Source organism: Streptomyces sp. NPDC051822, assembly GCF_044452745.1.
Taxonomy (GTDB): Bacteria; Actinomycetota; Actinomycetes; order Streptomycetales; family Streptomycetaceae; genus Streptomyces.
Genome location: NZ_JBITBZ010000003.1, coordinates 75,430 through 94,363, shown reverse-complemented (window position 1 = coordinate 94,363; position 18,934 = coordinate 75,430). Strand labels below are relative to the sequence as shown.

Genomic DNA, 18,934 nt, shown 5'->3' with positions numbered 1-18,934 from the left:
ATCGTCGAACGGAAGATCGCCGGCGTCTTCCCTTGCGGACACATGTCGCCCGCCTGACGAACCTGAGCGGGTGTCGATGCACCAGAGGCAACAACACACCCCCGTGATCACACAAGGGCCCGCGGGCGGTGGCCGCCCGCACCGGTGGCGTGAATCGTGCGGTGTTCATCTCCGTATCGCCTCGACGGGGCCGCCGGAGCGCCGAAGAGGAACCGGGTCGGTTCGACTACAAGACCGAAAACCATTCATCGGCAATCCCGTTCAGCCGAGTACTGCGACTACCAGGATCCCCGCGTTCAGGATGCGTTCCGCATGCCCGGGCAGTATCGGGCGTGGATCAGCAGACTGGTGCGAGGGGACCAAGCTTGTGAATGCCATTGCGCGTACTCCGCTGACGGCCTATCAGCGTGATGTCTGGGCGGCCAACTCGAACTTTCCGGAAAACCCTCAGTTCAACTGCCAGATCTACGACAGCTTCCGCGGCCCCGTCGACCTCGGGCTCCTGGCGGAATGCCTGCACCGGGCGGCCGTGGCCGCCGACGCGTTCCGGCTCCGTTTCGGCGAGGTGGAGGGAACGCCTCACCAGTGGCTCGCCGACGTGCCGGAGGTCCGTACCGTCGACCTCGGCTCGGAGGCCGATCCGGCGGCCGCCTGCCGCCGCTGGATACGCGAGTCCTTCGACCGGCCCTTCGACCTGCGCGGCGGCCGGACCTCCGAGCTGACCCTCCTCGTGGAGTCCGGTTCCGTCGTCCACGCGCACGTCAAGGCCCACCACATCGTCGCCGACGCCTGGGGCCTCAACCTGTTCATGACACGGGTCCGCGCCGACTACGCGCACGTCCTGCGCACCGGCGTCCCGCTCACCGCCGAAGCCCCGCAGTACGTCGACTTCGTGCGTGCCGAGGAGGACTACCGGGTCTCGCGGGAGCACCGGGCCGACCGTGACTTCTTCCGGGAGGCCATGGCGGACGTCGTCCCCGAGTTCTTCCCCCGGAAGGAGGCCAGCGGCGCGCGGCGCAGCGCCCGCCACAGCTTCGTCATCGAACGGGCCCTCGTGAACCGCGTGCGCGAGCGCGGCGACTCGGTCTTCGCCTTCGTCTCCGCCGCCTTCTCCGTCTACCTCTCCCGCGTGCTGCGCACCGAGGAGGTCGTGCTCGGCGTCCCGCTGCTCAACCGGCCCACCGACGAACAGCGCCGGACGGTCGGCCACTTCGCCAACACCCTGCCGCTGGTGGCCCGTCCGTCGGGCGGCAGGACCATGGGCGAACTCGTGGCGGAGATCCGCAGCGCCACCCGCGCACTCAAGCCGCACGAGCGGCTCGCCCTGGGCGACGTGCTGCGGGACCTCCCCCTGCACAGCAGCGACGGGCCGCGCCGCCTGTTCGACGTGACCATCGCGCATCTGCGCTGGCCGCGGCAGCAGGAGATCCCCGGCCTCTCGTACGGGACCGTGGTGCAGGCCCGCGCCCACGACACGGACGCCCTCGCGGTCGTCGTCAACGAACTCGACGACGTCGGCGACCTCCTCGTCGACGTGGACTACGGCTGCGACGTCTTCGACGAGGACTTTCCCGTCGAGGCGGTGGGCCGTCATCTGAAGGCCGTCATCGAACGCACCCTGGACTCCCCGGACCGGCCGCTCGCCGAGATCTCCATGCTGGACGCCGACGAGCGGGCCGCGCTCGTGGCCGGCTGCAACGACACGGCCGTGGACTACGCGGCGGACCGGACGCTCCACGGGCTGTTCGAGGAGCAGGCCGCCCGTACGCCGGACCGCACCGCCGTCGTCGACGACGCCACCGGGCGGTCGGTCACCTTCGCCGGGCTCGACGAGCGGGCCGACCACGTCGCGCGGGTGCTGCGGGACGGAGGCGTGGGGCCCGGTGACCGGGTGGCGGTGCTGATGGAGCGCTGCCTGTCCCTGCCGGCCGCCCTTCTCGGCGTACTGAAGGCGGGGGCCGCCTACACGCCGGTGGCGCCCGATCATCCGGCGGAGCGGATCCGCCTCCTCGTCGAGGACTCGGGCGCCAAGGCGGTCCTGGTGGCGGGCGGCGGGGCCGCCGGGGTGGCCGGGGCCGGTGGCACGGTGCTCGGCGGCCAGGTGCCCGTCCTCGACGTCGACGACCTGCCGCGGGCCTCCGACGCGCCCCTGGAGCCGGCCGCCGGGCCGCGCGACCCGGCCTACGTCATCTACACCTCGGGCTCCACGGGCAGGCCCAAGGGGGTGGTCGTCGAGCACCGCTCGGTGGTCAACCGGCTGGCCTGGATGCAGCGCCGCTACCCCGTCGGCGAGGGCGACGTCCTGCTGCAGAAGACGCCGGTCTCCTTCGACGTCTCGGTGTGGGAGCTGTTCTGGTGGGCCGTCGAGGGCGCCTCCCTCGCCCTGCTGCCGCCGGGCGGCGAGAAGGACCCGCGGGAGATCCTGCGCACGATCGCCCGCCGCCGGGTCGGCGTCGTCCACTTCGTCCCCTCGATGTTCGCCACCTTCCTCGACCTCCTGGAGGACTCCCCCGGGCTGCTCGACGACACCAGGTCGCTGCACCACGTCTTCTGCAGCGGCGAGGCGCTGCCGCCCGCCCTGGTGGACCGCTTCAACCGAATCTTCGCCGGGACGGCGGCGCCCCGGCTCGTCAACCTGTACGGGCCGACCGAGGCGACCGTCGACGTCTCGTACTTCGACTGCCCCGCCGACCCCGCACGGCCCGTGGGCCGTGTGCCGATCGGCAGGCCCATCGACAACACCCGCCTGTACGTGCTCGACCGGGACGGCGGCCCGCAGCCCGTCGGCGCGCCCGGCGAGCTGTGCATCGCGGGCGTCGGCGTGGCCCGCGGCTACCTGGACCGGCCGGAGCTGACCCGGGAGAGGTTCGCCGACGACCCGTTCGTGCCCGGCGGCCGCATGTACCGCTCGGGCGACCTCGTCCGCCGCCTGGCGAGCGGGGACATCGAGTACCTGGGCCGGATCGACGGCCAGGTCAAGATCCGCGGCAACCGCGTCGAACCGGGCGAGGTGCAGGACCGCCTGGCGACCTGCCCCGGCGTCCGGGCGGCGGCCGTCACCGGCCATAGGTCGGCCGACCGCGGCACGTACCTCGTCGGCTACTACACGGCCGACGAGGACCTGGACGCGGCCGTGCTGCGCGGCCACCTGGCCGCCACCCTGCCCGGGTACATGATCCCCGCCCACTTCACGCGGCTCGACACGATCCCGCTCACCCCGAACGGCAAGACCGACCGCCGCAGGCTCCCGGCGCCCACTCTCTCCGCGGCCGGTGACGAGGCACCGCGCGACGAGGTCGAGGCCGCGCTCGCCGCCGTCTGGTCCGAGGTCCTCGCCGTGGAGCGCGTGGGGGTGCACCAGAACTACTACGCCCTGGGCGGCGACTCCATCCTCATGCTGCGGATCCGCGCCCTGGCGGAGCGGCGGGGCGTCCGCTTCACCCTGGCCGACCTGGTGCTCAACCCCACGGTGGCCGGGCTCGCCGGACGCGTGCGCACCTCGGCGGCCCCCGGGAGCACGGCGCTTCTCGAGCCCTTCGCCCTGGTGCCGACCGTGGACCGGGCCCGCGTGGCGGGCCTGGCCGACGCCTATCCGGCCACCCGTCTCCAGCTCGGCCTGCTCTACCACAGCCGCGAGCACGAGAACTCGGCCGTCTACCACGACGTCTTCCGCTACTCGCTGCGTCTCCCGTGGGACGAGGAGGCGCTGCGCACGGCGTTCGGCAGGCTCGTCGCCCGCCATCCGGTGCTGCGCTCCGGCTTCTCCCTCGCCGGCTTCTCCCAACCCCTGCAGACCGTTCACTCCCAAGTCGACGGCGGCTTCGAGGCGGTCGATCTGCGCGAAGCCGGCGCCGAGGAGGCCGAGGCCGCCGTCCGCGCGCACATCGTGGAACGCCGGCACCACGCCTACGACTTCGACCGCCCGCCGCTCTACCTCTTCCGGGCCCACGCCCTGCGGGACTCGGTGGAGCTCGTCCTCAGCTTCCACCACGCCATCCTCGACGGCTGGAGCGTGGCGACCCTGGTCCGCGAGCTGCTCCAGGACTACCTGCACGAGGCCGGGCAGGACGTGGAGCCCGTCGCGGACGGCCCGCTGCCGTCCGCGGCGCACTACGTGCTCGACGAGCGGCGCGCCCTGGCCTCCGAGGCCGCACGGAGCTTCTGGCGGCACAAGCTCGCCGGGGCGGAGCCCGTACAGCTCGACGGCTTCCGTCCGTACGGGGCACCGGGCTCCGAGGGCGTCTTCGCGCACCGGGTGGAGTTCCCCGACGGTCTCGGCGAGGCGCTGCGCCGCTTCACCCGGGAGCGGTCGGTTCCCGTCAAGTCCGTACTCTTCGCCGCGCATTGTCTGCTGCTCCGGCTGTTCGGCGGCACGGACGACGTGGTCACCGGCCTCGTCATGCACGGTCGGCCCGAGCTCGACGGGGCCGAGCGGATCGCCGGCCTGTTCCTCGGTACGACGCCGATCCGCGTCGGTCCCGGGCCGCGCAGCTGGCTGGACGTGGTGCGCGAGGCCCATCTGCGGGAGCAGGAGGCGCACCCCCACCGCCACTACCCCCTCAGTGCCGTCCAGGAGGACCTGGGCGGCGACACCGTGATCGAGTCGGCGTTCAACTACGTCGACCCGCGGGTCCTCGGTGAGCTGCTGCGGCGCACCGGCGTGGAGCTGACGGACTTCCGCACCTACGAGGAGACGAACTTCAAGCTCCTGGTCAACGCGGTCGTCGACCCCGCCGACCAGCGGATCTGGCTGCGCATGGACCACGACGGCCGGGTCTTCACCAGGGCCCAGGCCGAGCGGTTCGGCCGGGTGTACGTGGAGCTGCTGCGCCGGATCGTCGAGCGGCCGGACGAGACCGTCGGCTTCGGCTTCCTCGCCCCGGCCGTCGCGCCCTCCCCCCGCACCGAGCTGCCCGCCCTGGTCACCGACCGCTTCGCGGAGCGGGCCGCCGCGACGCCGGACGCGATCGCCGTGGCCTTCGAGGACCAGCGGTGGACGTACCGGCGCCTCGACGAGGCCGCGGGACGGGTGGCCCGCCGGCTCGTGCGCCTGGGTGCGGGCGCCGGTGCCCGTATCGGCCTGGCGATGGACCGCTCACCGGAGGTCGTGGCGGCGGTGCTCGGCATCGCCAGGGCGGGCGCGGCCTGTGTCCCCCTGGACGTGACGTACCCGGCGGACCGGCTCGCGCTGATGGTCGATCGCTCGGATCCCTTCCGTGTCCTCGCGCCCGAGCGCCATGCCGCCCTCTTCCCCGCGGCCGAGGTGCTGCCGCTCGACGAGGCGCTCGCGGCGGACGACGGCCTGGAGCCGGTGGCACTGCCCGAGGTCACCGGGGAGACGACCGCGTACATCCTGTTCACCTCCGGGTCGACGGGCGAGCCGAAGGGCGTCATGCTGCCGCACCGGACGCTCGCCTCCTACATGGAGTGGCAGATCCCGGCGGCGAGCGGGGCGGCTGGCGGCAGGACGCTGCAGTTCGCGCCGCTGAGCTTCGACGTCTCCTTCCAGGAGATCTACTCGACGCTGTGCGGCGGCGGCACGCTCCAGCTCGTCCGCGAGGAGGAGCGGCGGGACATGCCAGCACTCCTCCGGCTCCTCGAACGGGAGTCGGTGGAGCGGGTGTTCCTGCCGTACGTCGCCCTGCAGCAGCTCGCGGAGGCGTCCGAGGCCCTCGGCATCCGCCCGGCCGCGCTGCGCGTGATCATCTCCTCCGGAGAGCAGCTGCGCGTCACCGACGAGATCCGCCGCTTCTGCGCCGCGGTGCCGGGAACGGTCCTCGAGAACCAGTACGGCCCCACCGAGACCCATCTCCTCACCGCCTTCACGATGACCGGCGACCCGGCGGAGTTCCCGGCGCTGCCGCCGATCGGCAAACCCCTGGACGGCATCGACCTGTACCTGCTCGACGCCGACATGCGGCCCGTGCCACCCGGCGCGAAGGGCGTCATCCACATCGGCGGGGTCTGCCTGGCGCAGGGCTACCTGGGGCGCCCCGACCTCACCGACGAACGCTTCGTGCCCCACCCCTACGGGGAGCCGGGCGAGCGCCTGTACCGCACCGGCGACCTGGCCCGCCTCCTGCCGGGCGGCGACCTCGTCTGGCTGGGCCGGGAGGACTCCCAGGTGAAGGTACGCGGCTTCCGCGTCGAACTCGCCGAGGTGGAGCTGGCGTTGACCAAACTGGCCGACGAGTACCCCGGCGTCCGCGAGGTCGCGGTCGTGGCCCGCCACCGCGACGGCGCCGACGCCTTCCTCGCGGCCTTCCTCGTCGGCGAGGAGGGAGCGGCACCGGTCGAGGACCTCAGGGCGCGGCTCCGCGGGCTCCTGCCCGACTACATGGTGCCCTCGCACTTCGCGTGGCTGCCCGCGCTGCCGCTGACCCCGAGCGGGAAGCGGGACGACGCAGCTCTGCGCCGCACGGCCCTGGTCGCCCGGGTGAGCGAGGGCCGGGTGGCGCCGCGCGACGCGCAGGAACGCGCGCTGGCCGGGGTGTTCGCCGAGCTCCTTCACGTACCGGACGTCGGCGTGCACGACGACTTCTTCGCGCTCGGCGGCACGTCGCTGACCGCCATGCGGCTCGTGGTGACGATCGAGAAGCTCTTCGGGGTCAACGTCCCGCTGTCGTCCCTCATCGGTACCCCCACCGTCGCGGGCCTCGCCCGGCGGCTGCGGGAGCGGGAGGCGGAGGTGGCCTACGACCCGGTCGTCCCGATCCGCACGACGGGCAGCAGTCCGCCGATGTTCCTGGTCCATCCGCTGGGCGGCAACGTGCTCTGCTACCTGCGCCTCGCCGAACACCTTCCGGAGGACCGGCCGGTGTACGCGCTGCAGGCCGCCGGCACCCACCCGGGTGTCGAACCGTCCGACTCCGTACCGGAGATCGCCGCCCGCTACCTGGAGGCGGTCCGCCGCGTGCGGCCGGACGGCCCGTACGTCATCGGCGGCTGGTCGTTCGGCGGGTTCATCGCCTTCGAGATGGCCCGGCAGCTGCGCCGCACCCACCCGGAGGACGTCGCCTCCCTGATCCTCATCGACCCGATCGCCCTCGCCCCGGGGGAACGGCCGAGCGTCGCCGACGACTCGCTGCTCGAGTGGTTCTTCTGGGAGCTGCTGTGGATGGAGCGCGGCGGCGAGGCTCCACTGGAGGCCATCCCCGAAGGGCTCGACGCCGAGGGCAAGTTCGACTTCGTCGTGGAGCGCGCCACGGCGGCGGGCATCCTGCCGGTGGAGGGTTCGCACCGTTCGGTGCGCCGTCTCTTCGCGATGTTCAGGGCGCACTGGCACGCGCTGCTCACCTACCGGCCGGAGCCGGCCGACGAGGATCTCGTGCTGCTGCGGGCGACCGCTCCCCTGCCCAAGGTGCTCGAACCGATGCACGGCGCGGCCGACAGCCTGCACGAGGACCCGACGAACGGCTGGCGCGAACTGACCACCGGCCGGGTCGAGGTGGTCGACGTTCCCGGCGACCACCTCGTGCTCCTGGACGAGCCGCACGTCTCCGTCGTGGCCGAGCACGTGGCACGGGCCGCGGAATGAGAGGCGAGAAAACCGATTACTGAGCCGGTTTTCCGGAGGGCCGACGAGCCGGTGCACGTACGCCGGCTCGTCGGCGTTTTCCCTGGGCGGTTTGCACCCGGAATTACGCGAGGGCGAAGACCAGTTGAACACCGGGGCGATCTTGGCCAAAAACCACTCCCCGAAGATTTCACAATACCCGTGCGCCGTCACACCCAAACCTTGATCTACGTCTCAATTCATCTGCGACCCATGTATTAGGCTGCGCGTGGAACACGGCTCACGACGGCGGATACGGTGGAATTCTTAATCGCGGAAGAAGAAATTTGATGACTGGTGTTGCCTTAGACAACGAAGTCAGCAGGCAGGAACTCGCTCATTTCTTACGCACTCGACGCGAAAGACTCACTCCGGCGGATGTCCATCTCCCGAACGGCTCCCGGCGTCGCACGCCCGGCCTCCGTCGGGAGGAAGTGGCGGCACTCGCGGGTCTGAGCCTCACCTGGTACACGCTCCTCGAACAGGGGAGGAACGTTTCTCCATCATTCAAGGTCCTGGACAGCCTGGCCGGCGCCCTCAATCTGGCCGAACACGAGCGCGCGTACATGCACCAGCTCGTCCACAGCCGGACCTTTCCCCAGCGGATCGAAAGACGACACGCGCCCACCGAGGCGGCCCTCCAGCAGGTGGCCGACTCACTGAGCCCCAACCCCGCGTACATCGTGAACAAGATGGGGGACGTCCTCGGCTGGAACGAGGCCGCCGCCGAGTGGTACACCGACTTCGGCCGTATGCCGGAGGCCCGCCGGAACCTGCTCTGGTGGCTGTTCACCGTGCCGGAGGCGAGGGTGCGGCTGGCCGACTGGCGGCGCGATGCCCGGGACCAGGTCGGCAGGCTCCGCGCGGTGTCGGCCGGCTTCCCCGGCCGGAGCTGCGTCAGCGAGATGGTCGACGACCTCAAGCAGGTCAGCGGCGACTTCCGGACCTGGTGGGACGAGTACCGGGTGCTCAACACGGAACCGCAGGTCCGGCGGCTCCGTCATCCCCGGCACGGCACGGTCCCGATGCGCCTCGTCATCCTCGCCGACGGCATGCACCCCTCGCTCGAGGTCGTGTACCACCTGCCGCAGCTGTCCGGTCACTGAGGAGCGACGGCGGCGGGGCCGGGGAGCGGACTCCCCGGCCCCGCCGGGCGTCGACGGTTCGGCCGGCGCGCGTCCGTCAGCGGGCGCGGACGAGGGAGCGCGGACTGATGACGTGGTCGATCAGCCCGAACTCCAGCGCCTGCTCGGCGGTGAGGACGTTGTCCCGCTCGACGTCCTCACGGATCTGGTCCAGGTCCCGCCGGGTGTGGGCGGCGAGCATGCCCTCCACCAGCGCGCGCTGCCGCTGCACCTCGGTGGCCTGGATCACCAGGTCGGAGACCTGGCCCTGGGTGCCGTGGCTGTGCGGCTGCTGCAGCAGGATCCGGGCGCTGGGCAGGGCGGCGCGCTTGCCGGGCGTACCGGTGGCCAGGATCACGGCGGCCACCGAGTTGGCCTGTCCCAGGCAGACGGTCTGGATGTCGGGCTTGACGAACTGCATGGTGTCGTAGACGGCGGTGAGCGCCGTCAGGGAGCCGCCGGGCGAGTTGATGTACAGGGAGATGTCCCGGTCCGGGTCCAGGGACTCCAGGCATAACAGCTGGGCCATGATGTCGTTCGCCACGACGTCGTCGACCTCGTGGCCGAGGAAGATGATGCGCTCCTCGAAGAGCTTGGCGTAGGGGTCGTACTCCCTGGTGCCCTGCGACGTGCGCTCGATGAAACGCGGCACGATGTAGCGGCTCTGCGGGAGCATGGCACCGGAGCCGGCCGGTCCGGATGCTGGGGAAGAAGTGGGCGTGCTCATGGCGCGCGGTCCTCCGGGTGGGGAAGGGTGCTGGATCCGCCGGGAGGCGGGAGAAGAGCTAGCGGGGAGAGACGGCGCCGAGGCCCGGCGTCGCGGACGTCACCGACATGACCTCGTCGATCAGGCCGTAGTCCTTGGCCTCCTGCGCGGTGAACCAGCGGTCGCGGTCCGAGTCGCGGGTGATCGTCTCGGTGGACTGGCCGGAGTGGTGGGCGATGAGCTCGGCCATCTCCAGCTTGGTGCGCTTGAGCTGGTCCACGTAGATCTTGATGTCCGACGCGGAGCCGGCGAATCCGGCCGAGGGCTGGTGCATCAGGATCTTGGTGTGCGGCAGCGCGAAGCGCTTGCCGGGCGCGCCCGCGGTGAGCAGGAACTGGCCCATGGAGGCGCAGAATCCCATGGCGATGGTGACGACGTCGTTCTTGATGTACTGCATCGTGTCGTACACGGCCATTCCCGCGGTGACGGAACCACCGGGGGAATTGATGTACAGGTAAATGTCGCGGGTCGGGTCCGCCGCGAGCATCAGCAACTGCGCGGTGATGCGATTCGCGATCTCGTCGTCGACTTCCTTGCCGAGGAAGACGATACGGTCGTTGAGAAGCCGGTTGTAAACAGCGTCACCGCCAGGCATGTCACCTGCGTCGAGGCCGTAAGGCGGCATCCGGTGCGATCCGAGCGGGAACTGCTCAGCGCCCATTGATTTCACTCCTCATCTTGCGAGGTCCCGGCCGTCCGGCCGGGTTCCGTCCATTCGGTCAGCGAAGCGGGAGTGAACAGCCCCCACCCTCACATATGGCGAAGCTAACACGCACTCATGCCGGGGGCCGCTCGGGTGCGGAACAGTTCGCTGAGAGCGGAGGCCCTGGCGCCGCGCGTTCAAGTGGCTGGAAAACGCTGGGATTTGCGGTTGCGATAGGCCTGATGCCTGCTGGTATACGTACTCCTTCCCTCCGAGAACGGTGCATAGGGAAAGAATGGGGAGACGGATCCGGCCAGGTGCGCGGCGGCCGACCCGGCGGCAGGGTCGGTCACTTCCGGCCACCGGAATGCGCGGTTCACATCCCGCCCCGACACCGCGCGGCGGACCGGCCCGGCCTGCTCGACGATCACTAGAATCCGGGCCCATGAGCACGGTTACCACGCGCACGGTCGCGTATCCGGCCGACGGCCTGACGATGATCGGGCACCTCGCGCTCCCGGCCGGTGACGACCGCCGGCCCGCGGTCCTGGTCGGCCCCGAGGGGCCGGGTCTGAACGACTTCCAGCGCGGCCGGGCCGACTCCCTGGCCGAGCTGGGGTACGTGGCGCTGGCGTTCGACATCAACGGCGGGCGCTGGTTCACCGACCCCGGGGAGATGCTCGCGCGCGTGACCCCCCTCCTCGCCGACCCCGACCGGATGCGCGACATCGGGCACGCGGCGCTCGACGTCCTGCTCGCCGAACCGCGCACCGACCCCGACCGGATCGCCGCCGTCGGCTACGGCACCGGGGGCGCCATCGCACTGGAACTCGGGCGCGACGGCGTCGACCTGCGCGCGATCGGGACGGTCAACGCGCTGACCACGGGCCGTCCCGGCGAAGCCGCGCGCATCCGCTGCCCGGTGTGGGCCGGCGTGGGGTCGGAGGACCCGATCATGCCGCCCGCCCAACGGGAGGCCTTCGCCGCCGAGATAGAGGCCGCGGGCGTCGACTGGCGGCTCGTGGTCTACGGCGGCGCCCTGCACGCCTTCCACCACCCGCCGGTCGACCAGGACGTGGTCCCCGGCGTCGGGTACCACCCGCGGCACGCACGACGGGCCTGGCGCGACGTCGTCGACCTGCTCGACGAGTGCGTTCCCGTGCCGGGGTGAGCCCGTGGGCGACCCCGATCCGGGCTCCCGCCCTGCCGGACCCGGGTCGGGCGCGCGGTCCTATCGTGGGCCGATGCGCGCACACCGTATCGACAGCCCCGCCGATCTCGACGTGGTCCGTGAGTCCTATGACCGCGTGGCCGACAACTACGCCGACATGGTCGTGACGACCGGGATCGGCGACATCCGCCGCCACCCCTGGCACAAGGCGTCCATCGACGCCTTCGCCGACACCGTGGGCGGGCTCGGGCCCGTCCTCGACGTCGGCTGCGGACCCGGAACGGTCACCGCCTACCTGGCCGAGCGCGGACTCGACGTGTCCGGGGTGGACCTCTCCCCCCGGATGATCGAGAACGCGCGCCGTCTGCATCCGCAGTGCCGCTTCGACGTCGCGTCCGCGACCGACCTCGACCTCGCCGAGGCGTCCCTCGGCGGTGTGCTCGGGTGGTGGTCGCTGTTCAACCTGCCCCGTGACGTCCTGCCGCAGGTTCTCGCCCTGTTCGCGCGGGCGTTGAAGCCGGGCGGGCACTTCATCACCGCGACGCACGTCGGCGACGAGGACCTGCGGCGCACCGAGGCCTACGGCGGTGTGCCCGTCCGCTGGACGACCCACAAGTGGCGGCCGGACCAGCTCGTGGAGCTGATCGAGCGGGCCGGGCTGCGCCCCGTCGCCGAACTCCGGCTGCCCGCGGACGAGCACACCGGGCCGGGCCTGGTCGTCATGGCGGGCAAGCCCGGCTGAGGACGGGAGTGGTAGTCGGAGTACCAGCATGGCGACGTTCTGGTTACGCGCGCTCCCGCCGTGAAGGGTGATCCCCGACAGCCGTCGGTCCGAGGGGGGATCCCATGCCAGAACGCGTTGCCGTCGTCACCGGGGGCACCAAGGGAATCGGGGTGAGCCTCAGCCGGCGGCTGCTGGCGACGGGCCACCGGGTCGTCGCCCTGTACCGGGGCGACGAGGAGTCCGCCGCCCTCGCGAAGAAGGAACTGGGCGGCGGGTTCACGGCGGTACGGGCGGACGTCTCCGACGCCGGCGACGTCGCCCGGGTGACCGCGCTCGTCCTGGAGGAGCACGGCGCCCCGTCCGTACTCGTCAACAACGCGGGCCGCAACATCGACGGACCGTTCCTGGAGATGACCGCCTCGGACTGGGACCAGGTCCTCGCCGCCAACCTGTCCGGTCCCTTCTACATGACTAGGGCCCTGGCCCCGGCCATGCTCGCGGCCGGCGGCGGATCGGTCGTCAACGTGGCCGCCACCACCGGCATCCGGCCGCGTCTCAACGGAGCCAACTACTGCGCCAGCAAGGCCGGTCTGCTGCACCTCACCAAGTGCCTGGCGCTCGAACTCGCCCCGGCGATCCGGGTGAACTCCCTGATCCCCGGAATGATCGACACCGAGGAGATGCGCACGCGTTTCCGTACGGACGAACAGGAACACCGGGACCTGCTGCTCGCCGAGATCCCCCAGGGCCGGATCGGCAGCCCGGAGGAGATGGCCGACGCGCTGGAGTTCCTGGTGAGCGAGAAGGCCGCCTACATCACCGGGCAGAAGTTCATCGTCGACGGCGGCCAGTTCATGTGGTAGCGGCGTGCGACGCCGGATCCGAAGGTCACCCCCGAGCCTCCCACCGCACGGACAACCGAAAGGGAACACCCCATGCAGTCGCGTATCGATCGGTACGAGGAGTTTCTGAACACGCAGTACCGGGGCGGCTTCCGCAAGCCGGAGGAGTACTCGATCGCCGAGATCACCCCCGCCCTCCGGGACCGCATGAAGAACGGGCACTTCAAGCGGGTCGTGTTCACCGGCATGGGCTGCTCGGCCATCGTCTCCGACGTCGTCCGGGCCTTCTTCACCTCCGTCGACAGCGAGCTGGAGTTCCACGTCGTCAACGACTACGACTTCCGTTACCTCATACCGGAATCCGTCATCGAGGACGAGCGGACGCTCGTCGTCCTCAGCTCCTACAGCGGCCACTCCAACGAGCCGCTGCACGTCTTCCACCGGCTCGCGCACGCCCACGACCGGGTGCTGCTGCTCACCTCCGGCGGCAGGCTGGGCGACCTCGGCGAGGAGCACGGCGTCTCCATCGCCCGCTGGCAGCTCAGCGAGCCGGACCGCGAGTACCCGCTGTTCCACGTCGGCCAGTACTTCGCGATCCTCCTCGACATGTTCTACGAACTCGGCCTGATCTCCGAGGACTTCCGCGCCGAGGTGGCGGCGCTCCCCGACCACCTGGCGAACGACTTCACCCCGGCCCACCGCGAGCTGGCCCGCCTGGCAGCGGCCCGCAGCGAGGACGCCAACGTCATCATGCTGGCGTCGCCCAAGTGGTACGAGAGCCTGCTGAAGCTGGCCAAGATGCACCTCAACGAGATCGCGATGGTCCCGGCCACGCGCAACTACTTCCACGAGTTCTGCCACAGCGAGGTCGCGACCCTCTCCGACCCGACGCGGAAGCACAGCGTGCTGATCCTCCAGGACGACGAGGACGACGAGTACACCCGGGAGAAGACGGCCAACCTGATCCGGCTGCTGACCGCCGACCTGCCGCAGAACCGCAACATCGAGGTCACCGCGATCCCGCTGGACCAGCCGACCTTCATGCGGAAGTACTTCACCGCCCTCGAACTGGTCCAGTACCTCACCCTCGACCTCGGCCGGGCCCGCGACACCGAGTCACGGAACCTGATCTCCGAGGCCGCCGGCAACCCCTGGTACCACGGGGACACCATCCGCGCGGAACTCGCACAGGGCTAGGAGGTGTCCTGTCGATCAGGCCGTGACCGTGACCGAGCCGTCCGCATCCGGCACTTCCGTCCGTCGGTCTTCAGCGAGATGAGGGACCTGGCCGTCCGAACCGGGGCCGTCGACATGGGGCAGGGGGCGCCGGCCATGGCGGCCCCCGCCGCCCTGACGGCCGCGGTCGCCGCGGCCGTGGAGAAGGGCCTGAACCAGTACTCCCCCGCCGCCGGGCTCCCCGAGCTGCGCGCGTCCGTGGCCTCCTACCGTCGGCGCACCACCGGTGTCCGGTACCGGCCGGACACCGAGGTGGTGATCACCGCCGGCGCCACCGAGGCGCTGTCGGCCGCCCTGCTCGCCCTCTGCGACCCGGGGGACGAGGTCCTCGCCTTCGACCCCTCCTACGACGCCTACTCGGCCTGCGCCGAGCTGGCCGGCGCCCGTCTCGTGACCGTGCCGCTCGCCGCGCGGGACGGAGGCTTCGTCCTGGACGAGGCCGCGCTGCGGGCCGGCTTCGGGCCGCGCACCCGGGTGCTGCTGTTCAACTCCCCGCACAACCCGACGGGGAAGGTCTTCACGGACGAGGAACTCGCCGTCGTCGCCGCCCTCTGCCGGGAGTACGGGGTGGTCGTCGTCGCCGACGAGGTGTACGAGCACCTGGCGTACGACGGGCGGGCGCACCGCACCATCGCCGCCCTGCCCGGCATGCGGGAGCGCACCCTCGTCGTCTCCGGGGCGGGCAAGACGTTCAACGTGACCGGCTGGCGGATCGGCTGGGCCTGCGGACCCGCCCCGCTGGTGGACGCCCTCCTCTCGGTCAAGCAGTTCGTCACCTTCTCCGCGGGCACGCCCTTCCAGGCCGCCGTGGCCGGGGCGCTGTGGGACGTCGAGAGCTGGGCCGTCGAACTCCGCGAGGAGCTGTCCGCCCGTCGCGACCTGCTGACGGCCGGACTCGAAGCGGCGGGGCTGCCCGCGTTTCCCGGCGAGGGCGGCTACTTCGTCCTGGCGGACGTACGGGGCTGGGGCTACCGGGACGACGTGGAGTTCTGCCGCCACCTGCCGGAGCGCGCCGGAGTGGTGGCCATCCCGTGCTCCGCCTTCCATCATCGTGCCGACGCCCCCCGGTGGCTGGCCCGTTTCGCCTTCTGCAAGTCCACGGAGGCCGTCGCCGAGGCCGTGGCCCGCCTCGGCGCGGCGGGAGGTGCGAGCGCCGGGCGGTGAGCAGGCCGTCGCGCCGCGAGCCGGTTCCGACAGCTGGTTCCGAGAGCCGGGTTGCGAGGTCCGTACCCAGGAATCCGGTTGCTCATGTCGCGCCGGGTCCACGCATCGAAAACGGCCGGGGATGCGCGACCTTGCGTGTAACTCCCCTTTAGTGAGCACCTATTGACATGCCTCTGATCGCCCCGTCACAGTCGTCACGCGCCCGTGCCGTCCGTACCGAGGAGCGATGAATCCATGACAGGAACCTCCGCAGTCTCCCGCCGCCTGCTTCTGGGAGGTGCCCTTGCCGCCACCGGAGCCCTCGCGACGGGGGTCGGGGCGGCCCCCGACGCGGTCGCGGCGGGCACGGCGGTGCCCGCACCGGCCCGGAAGCCGGGTCAGACGTCGATGATCGACGTGCCCTACGACGTGCACCGGACGGTCCGCGTGGGCGTGATCGGTCTGGGCAACCGCGGCTCCGGCATGACCACGGGCTGGTCGGTCGTGCCCGGCTGCACCGTCACCGCCGTCTGCGACATCCGCCCCGACCGTGCCGGGAGGGTCGCCGACCGGCTGGCCGCCGCCGGCAAGCCGCGTCCCGTCGAGTTCGGCGGCTCGGCCGACTCGTACGCCGAGATGCTGCGGCGCGACGACATCGACCTCGTCTACATCGCCACGCCGTGGGAGTTCCACTACGAGCAGGGCAAGGCCGCGCTGCTCGCCGGCAAGCACGTCGTCGTCGAACTGCCCATCGCCACCGGCCTCGACGAACTGTGGGACCTCGTCGACACCTCCGAGCGGACCCGGCGCCATCTGATGCTGTCGGAGAACTGCAGCTACGGCCGCAACGAGCTGGCCATGCTCAAGATGGCGCACGAGGGACTGTTCGGCGACATCACGAACGGACACGGCGGCTACCTGCACGACCTGCGGGCGCTGCTGTTCTCCGACACGTACTACACCGACTCCTGGCGCCGGCTGTGGCACACCCGCAGCACCGCCTCCTTCTACGCCATGCACGGCCTCGCGCCGATCGCCGCGGCCATGGACATCAACCGGGGCGACCGCATGACCACGCTGCGCGCCACGGCGACGGAGCCCAAGGGCCTGGCCGACTACCGGGAGCGGTTCGTGCCCAGGAACCACCCCTCCTGGAACGAGACGTACGTCAACGGCGATCTGGTCACCTGTCTGATCGACACCGCCAAGGGGCGGGTCATCCGCGCCGAGCACGAGGTGAGTTCCCCCCGGCCGTACAGCCGGATCAACAGCCTCGCGGGCACCCGGGGCATCTTCGAGGACTACGCGGGCGTGGTGTCGTCCGGCGGCGGACGGATCTACGTCGAGCCGGACCACAGCGGTCACGCCTGGCGGGACTTCGGCTCCTACCGCAAGGAGTTCGACCACTGGCTGTGGAAGAAGATCGGTGACGACGCGGCGAACAACGGCGGTCACGGCGGGATGGACTACGTCCTGCAGTGGCGGACGGTCCAGCTGATGCGGGCGGGGCTGGTGCCCGACATCGACGTGTACGACTCGGCGTCCTGGTGCGCCCCCGTCCCCCTGAGTGTCATGTCCCTGGCAGCCAAGGGCCGTCCCGTGCAGGTCCCCGACTTCACCCGGGGCTCCTGGGTCAACCTCCGCATGGGCCTCGACTCGCGCACCACCGACATGCCGCCCGTCGCCTGACCCCTCCGCCCCTCCCGAGAAGGAGCAGCACGTGAGATCAGCAGGACTGATCGGAACGCTCAGAGCGGTTGCCGTGGCGGGGGCGCTCGCCCTCCTGCCGACCGCGACGGCCGTCGGGACGGCGGCCGCCGCGGAGGCGGAGCCGCTGCCGGCCGCCGCCACGGAGCTGACGATCTCCCCCGTGGACCTGGCGGGTCCGGCCATCTCCACGGTGAAGGTGACCGTCACCAACGCCGGACCGGCCCGGATGCGCTCGCTGACGGTGTCCTTCGGCGGACCGGCCGGCTGGGCCGTACAGCCCTCCGCCGTCCGCGTGGACGGCTCCCTCACCGCGGGAGCCTCCTCCGACACCACCTTCCGGATCCAGGTGCCGGAGCAGCGCGACGGCTTCACCGTCCGTACGTTCACCGCGACCGCGACCTACCAGGGCGGTGACGGACGCGGCTCGGCCACGGCCACCAGGACCCAGCGCAGCGGCACCCCCCTGGCCCGGCTGGCCGACGCGTACAACAACGTGGCGGTGACCGACGAGAGCAACACCGCGCCCGGCGACTACGACGGCGAGGGGAACAGCTTCTCCGCGCAGAAGCTCGCCGACGTCGGACTGCGCCCCGGCGGCGCCGTCGACGCCCTCGGCGCACGCCTCGTCTGGCCGGACGTGCCGAGCGGCACCCGGAACAACGTCACCGCGTCGGGCCAGGCCGTCACCCTGAACGGCTCGGGCAGCAGGCTCGTGTTCCTCGGCTCGGGCGTCACCAGCGGGGCCTCGGGCACCGCCACCGTGTACTACACCGACGGGACGAGCTCCACCGGCACCTTCGGCTTCCCGAACTGGTCGTTCGACCCGGCGAACGCCCACGGGGCGACCCTGGTGGCGTCGAGCGACGGACGCAACCGGCCGAGCGGATACGGGAACGCCGGTATCGAGTACCGCGTCTTCGCCCACTCCGTCCCGCTGGACCCCGCCAAGCAGGTCGACTTCGTGGTGCTGCCGAGCAACGGCAACATCCACCTCTTCGACATGGCCGTCGCGCCCTGATCAGGCGCGTCGACCAGCCGCCCCCGGACCTCTGCCGAGGTCCGGGGGCGGCCCGGTTCCGCCCGTACCCCGGTCCGTCAGACCGCGATCACCCTGACGCCGTGGTCGGCGAGGCTCGCGACCATGTCGGCCGGCACGCCCGAGTCGGTGACGACGACGTCGATGGCGTCGAGTCCGCAGATCCGGGCGAAGGCGCGCTTGCCCATCTTGGACGAGTCGGTGGCCACGACCACACGCTGGGCGCGTTCGGCGAACAGTCTGCTGATGCTCGCCTCGTCCTCCTGGCGGGTCATCACACCGAGCTGGGCGTCGAGCCCGTCGACGCCGAGGACGGCGACGTCGAGGACGACCTCCTTCAGCACACCGGCCGTCAGGGGCCCCACCAGCTCGTACGTCTGGGGGCGGGCCACCCCGCCGGTGACCACGATCTTGATCTGGGGCCGTACGGCGAGCTCGCCCGCGATGTTCAGGGCGTTGGTCACGACGGTGAAGGCGGGCGCCGAGGTCTCGGGCGCGTTGCGCCGTCCGCCGCCCACCCGGAGCGCGAGGGCGCGGGCAACCTCCGTGGTGGTGGTCCCGCCGTTGAGTCCCACGACCTCTCCCTCGCCGACGAGTTCGGCGACCGCCGCCGCGATGCGCTGTTTCTCGGAGGCGTTCCGCGAGGACTTGTACCGCAGGGGCAGTTCGTAGGAGACGCCGTGGGCGATGGCTCCGCCGCGCGTCCGGACGAGCATCTGCTGTTCCGCCAGCTCGTCGAGGTCCCGCCGGATGGTCGCGGCCGAGACCCGCAGGGTCGCGGCGGCCTCCTCGACCTCCAGCCTGCCCTCGGCGGCGAGCAGCTCGAGGAGCGCGTTCCACCGCTCGTGTTTGGACATGCTTCGGAGCTCCTTGGCCGTTCACCGATGGACAGGGAGCGTAACGCGTGGACGGAAGGGCATGCAGCCCCGGGGTTGCGGGCCCGCGCCACGCCGGTCCCGGCCGCGCCCTCTGGACCACGAGCTG

At 71.3% G+C, this 18,934-nt stretch carries 12 protein-coding genes; 9 read left to right on the top strand and 3 right to left on the bottom strand.

Features of this window, described 5'->3' with window-relative positions:
• Window positions 1-367: 367 nt before the first annotated feature.
• Window positions 368-7,537: an amino acid adenylation domain-containing protein gene (locus ACIA8N_RS10880; protein WP_365779945.1), complete on the top strand. Its 7,170-nt coding sequence runs from the start codon at window positions 368-370 to the stop codon at window positions 7,535-7,537.
• 308 nt (window positions 7,538-7,845) lie between these two features.
• Window positions 7,846-8,661 (top strand): helix-turn-helix transcriptional regulator, encoded by an 816-nt coding sequence (locus tag ACIA8N_RS10875; RefSeq protein WP_365779943.1) that lies wholly within the window; start codon window positions 7,846-7,848, stop codon window positions 8,659-8,661.
• A 76-nt stretch (window positions 8,662-8,737) separates the two neighbouring features.
• Here ACIA8N_RS10875 and ACIA8N_RS10870 read toward each other — a convergent pair whose 3' ends face one another.
• Both ACIA8N_RS10870 and ACIA8N_RS10865 read right to left on the bottom strand, forming a co-directional pair.
• Window positions 8,738-9,406: an ATP-dependent Clp protease proteolytic subunit gene (locus tag ACIA8N_RS10870; protein ID WP_365779941.1), complete on the bottom strand. Its 669-nt coding sequence runs from the start codon at window positions 9,404-9,406 to the stop codon at window positions 8,738-8,740.
• 58 nt (window positions 9,407-9,464) lie between these two features.
• Window positions 9,465-10,070 (bottom strand): ATP-dependent Clp protease proteolytic subunit, encoded by a 606-nt coding sequence (locus ACIA8N_RS10865; RefSeq protein ID WP_030221063.1) that lies wholly within the window; start codon window positions 10,068-10,070, stop codon window positions 9,465-9,467.
• Window positions 10,071-10,533: 463 nt separating this feature from the next.
• Here ACIA8N_RS10865 and ACIA8N_RS10860 point away from each other — a divergent pair, with 463 nt between their 5' ends.
• The 7 genes from ACIA8N_RS10860 (at window position 10,534) to ACIA8N_RS10830 (ending at window position 17,932) form a co-directional block, all read left to right on the top strand.
• Window positions 10,534-11,259: a dienelactone hydrolase family protein gene (locus tag ACIA8N_RS10860; RefSeq protein ID WP_365779939.1), complete on the top strand. Its 726-nt coding sequence runs from the start codon at window positions 10,534-10,536 to the stop codon at window positions 11,257-11,259.
• A gap of 73 nt (window positions 11,260-11,332) precedes the next feature.
• Window positions 11,333-12,001, top strand: coding sequence for a class I SAM-dependent methyltransferase (locus ACIA8N_RS10855; protein WP_365779937.1), 669 nt, complete (start codon window positions 11,333-11,335; stop codon window positions 11,999-12,001).
• A 104-nt stretch (window positions 12,002-12,105) separates the two neighbouring features.
• Entirely contained in the window at window positions 12,106-12,846 is a 741-nt protein-coding gene (locus ACIA8N_RS10850) for a glucose 1-dehydrogenase (protein ID WP_365779935.1), read from the top strand.
• A 72-nt stretch (window positions 12,847-12,918) separates the two neighbouring features.
• Window positions 12,919-14,022 carry an SIS domain-containing protein gene (locus ACIA8N_RS10845; protein WP_365779933.1) on the top strand — a complete coding sequence of 368 codons (1,104 nt, stop codon included), beginning with the start codon at window positions 12,919-12,921 and terminating at the stop codon, window positions 14,020-14,022.
• 78 nt (window positions 14,023-14,100) lie between these two features.
• Window positions 14,101-15,225, top strand: a complete 1,125-nt coding sequence (locus ACIA8N_RS10840) for an aminotransferase class I/II-fold pyridoxal phosphate-dependent enzyme (RefSeq protein WP_365779931.1) — start codon at window positions 14,101-14,103, stop codon at window positions 15,223-15,225.
• Window positions 15,226-15,459: 234 nt separating this feature from the next.
• Window positions 15,460-16,893, top strand: a complete 1,434-nt coding sequence (locus ACIA8N_RS10835) for a Gfo/Idh/MocA family oxidoreductase (protein WP_365779929.1) — start codon at window positions 15,460-15,462, stop codon at window positions 16,891-16,893.
• 31 nt (window positions 16,894-16,924) lie between these two features.
• Complete coding sequence (locus tag ACIA8N_RS10830; RefSeq protein WP_365779927.1) at window positions 16,925-17,932, top strand: NEW3 domain-containing protein; 1,008 nt, start codon at window positions 16,925-16,927, stop codon at window positions 17,930-17,932.
• A gap of 77 nt (window positions 17,933-18,009) precedes the next feature.
• Here the strand turns inward: ACIA8N_RS10830 and ACIA8N_RS10825 are convergent, their stop codons facing one another.
• On the bottom strand, window positions 18,010-18,807 hold the full coding sequence (locus ACIA8N_RS10825; RefSeq protein WP_365779925.1) for a DeoR/GlpR family DNA-binding transcription regulator: 798 nt from the start codon (window positions 18,805-18,807) through the stop codon (window positions 18,010-18,012).
• Window positions 18,808-18,934 lie beyond the last annotated feature (127 nt).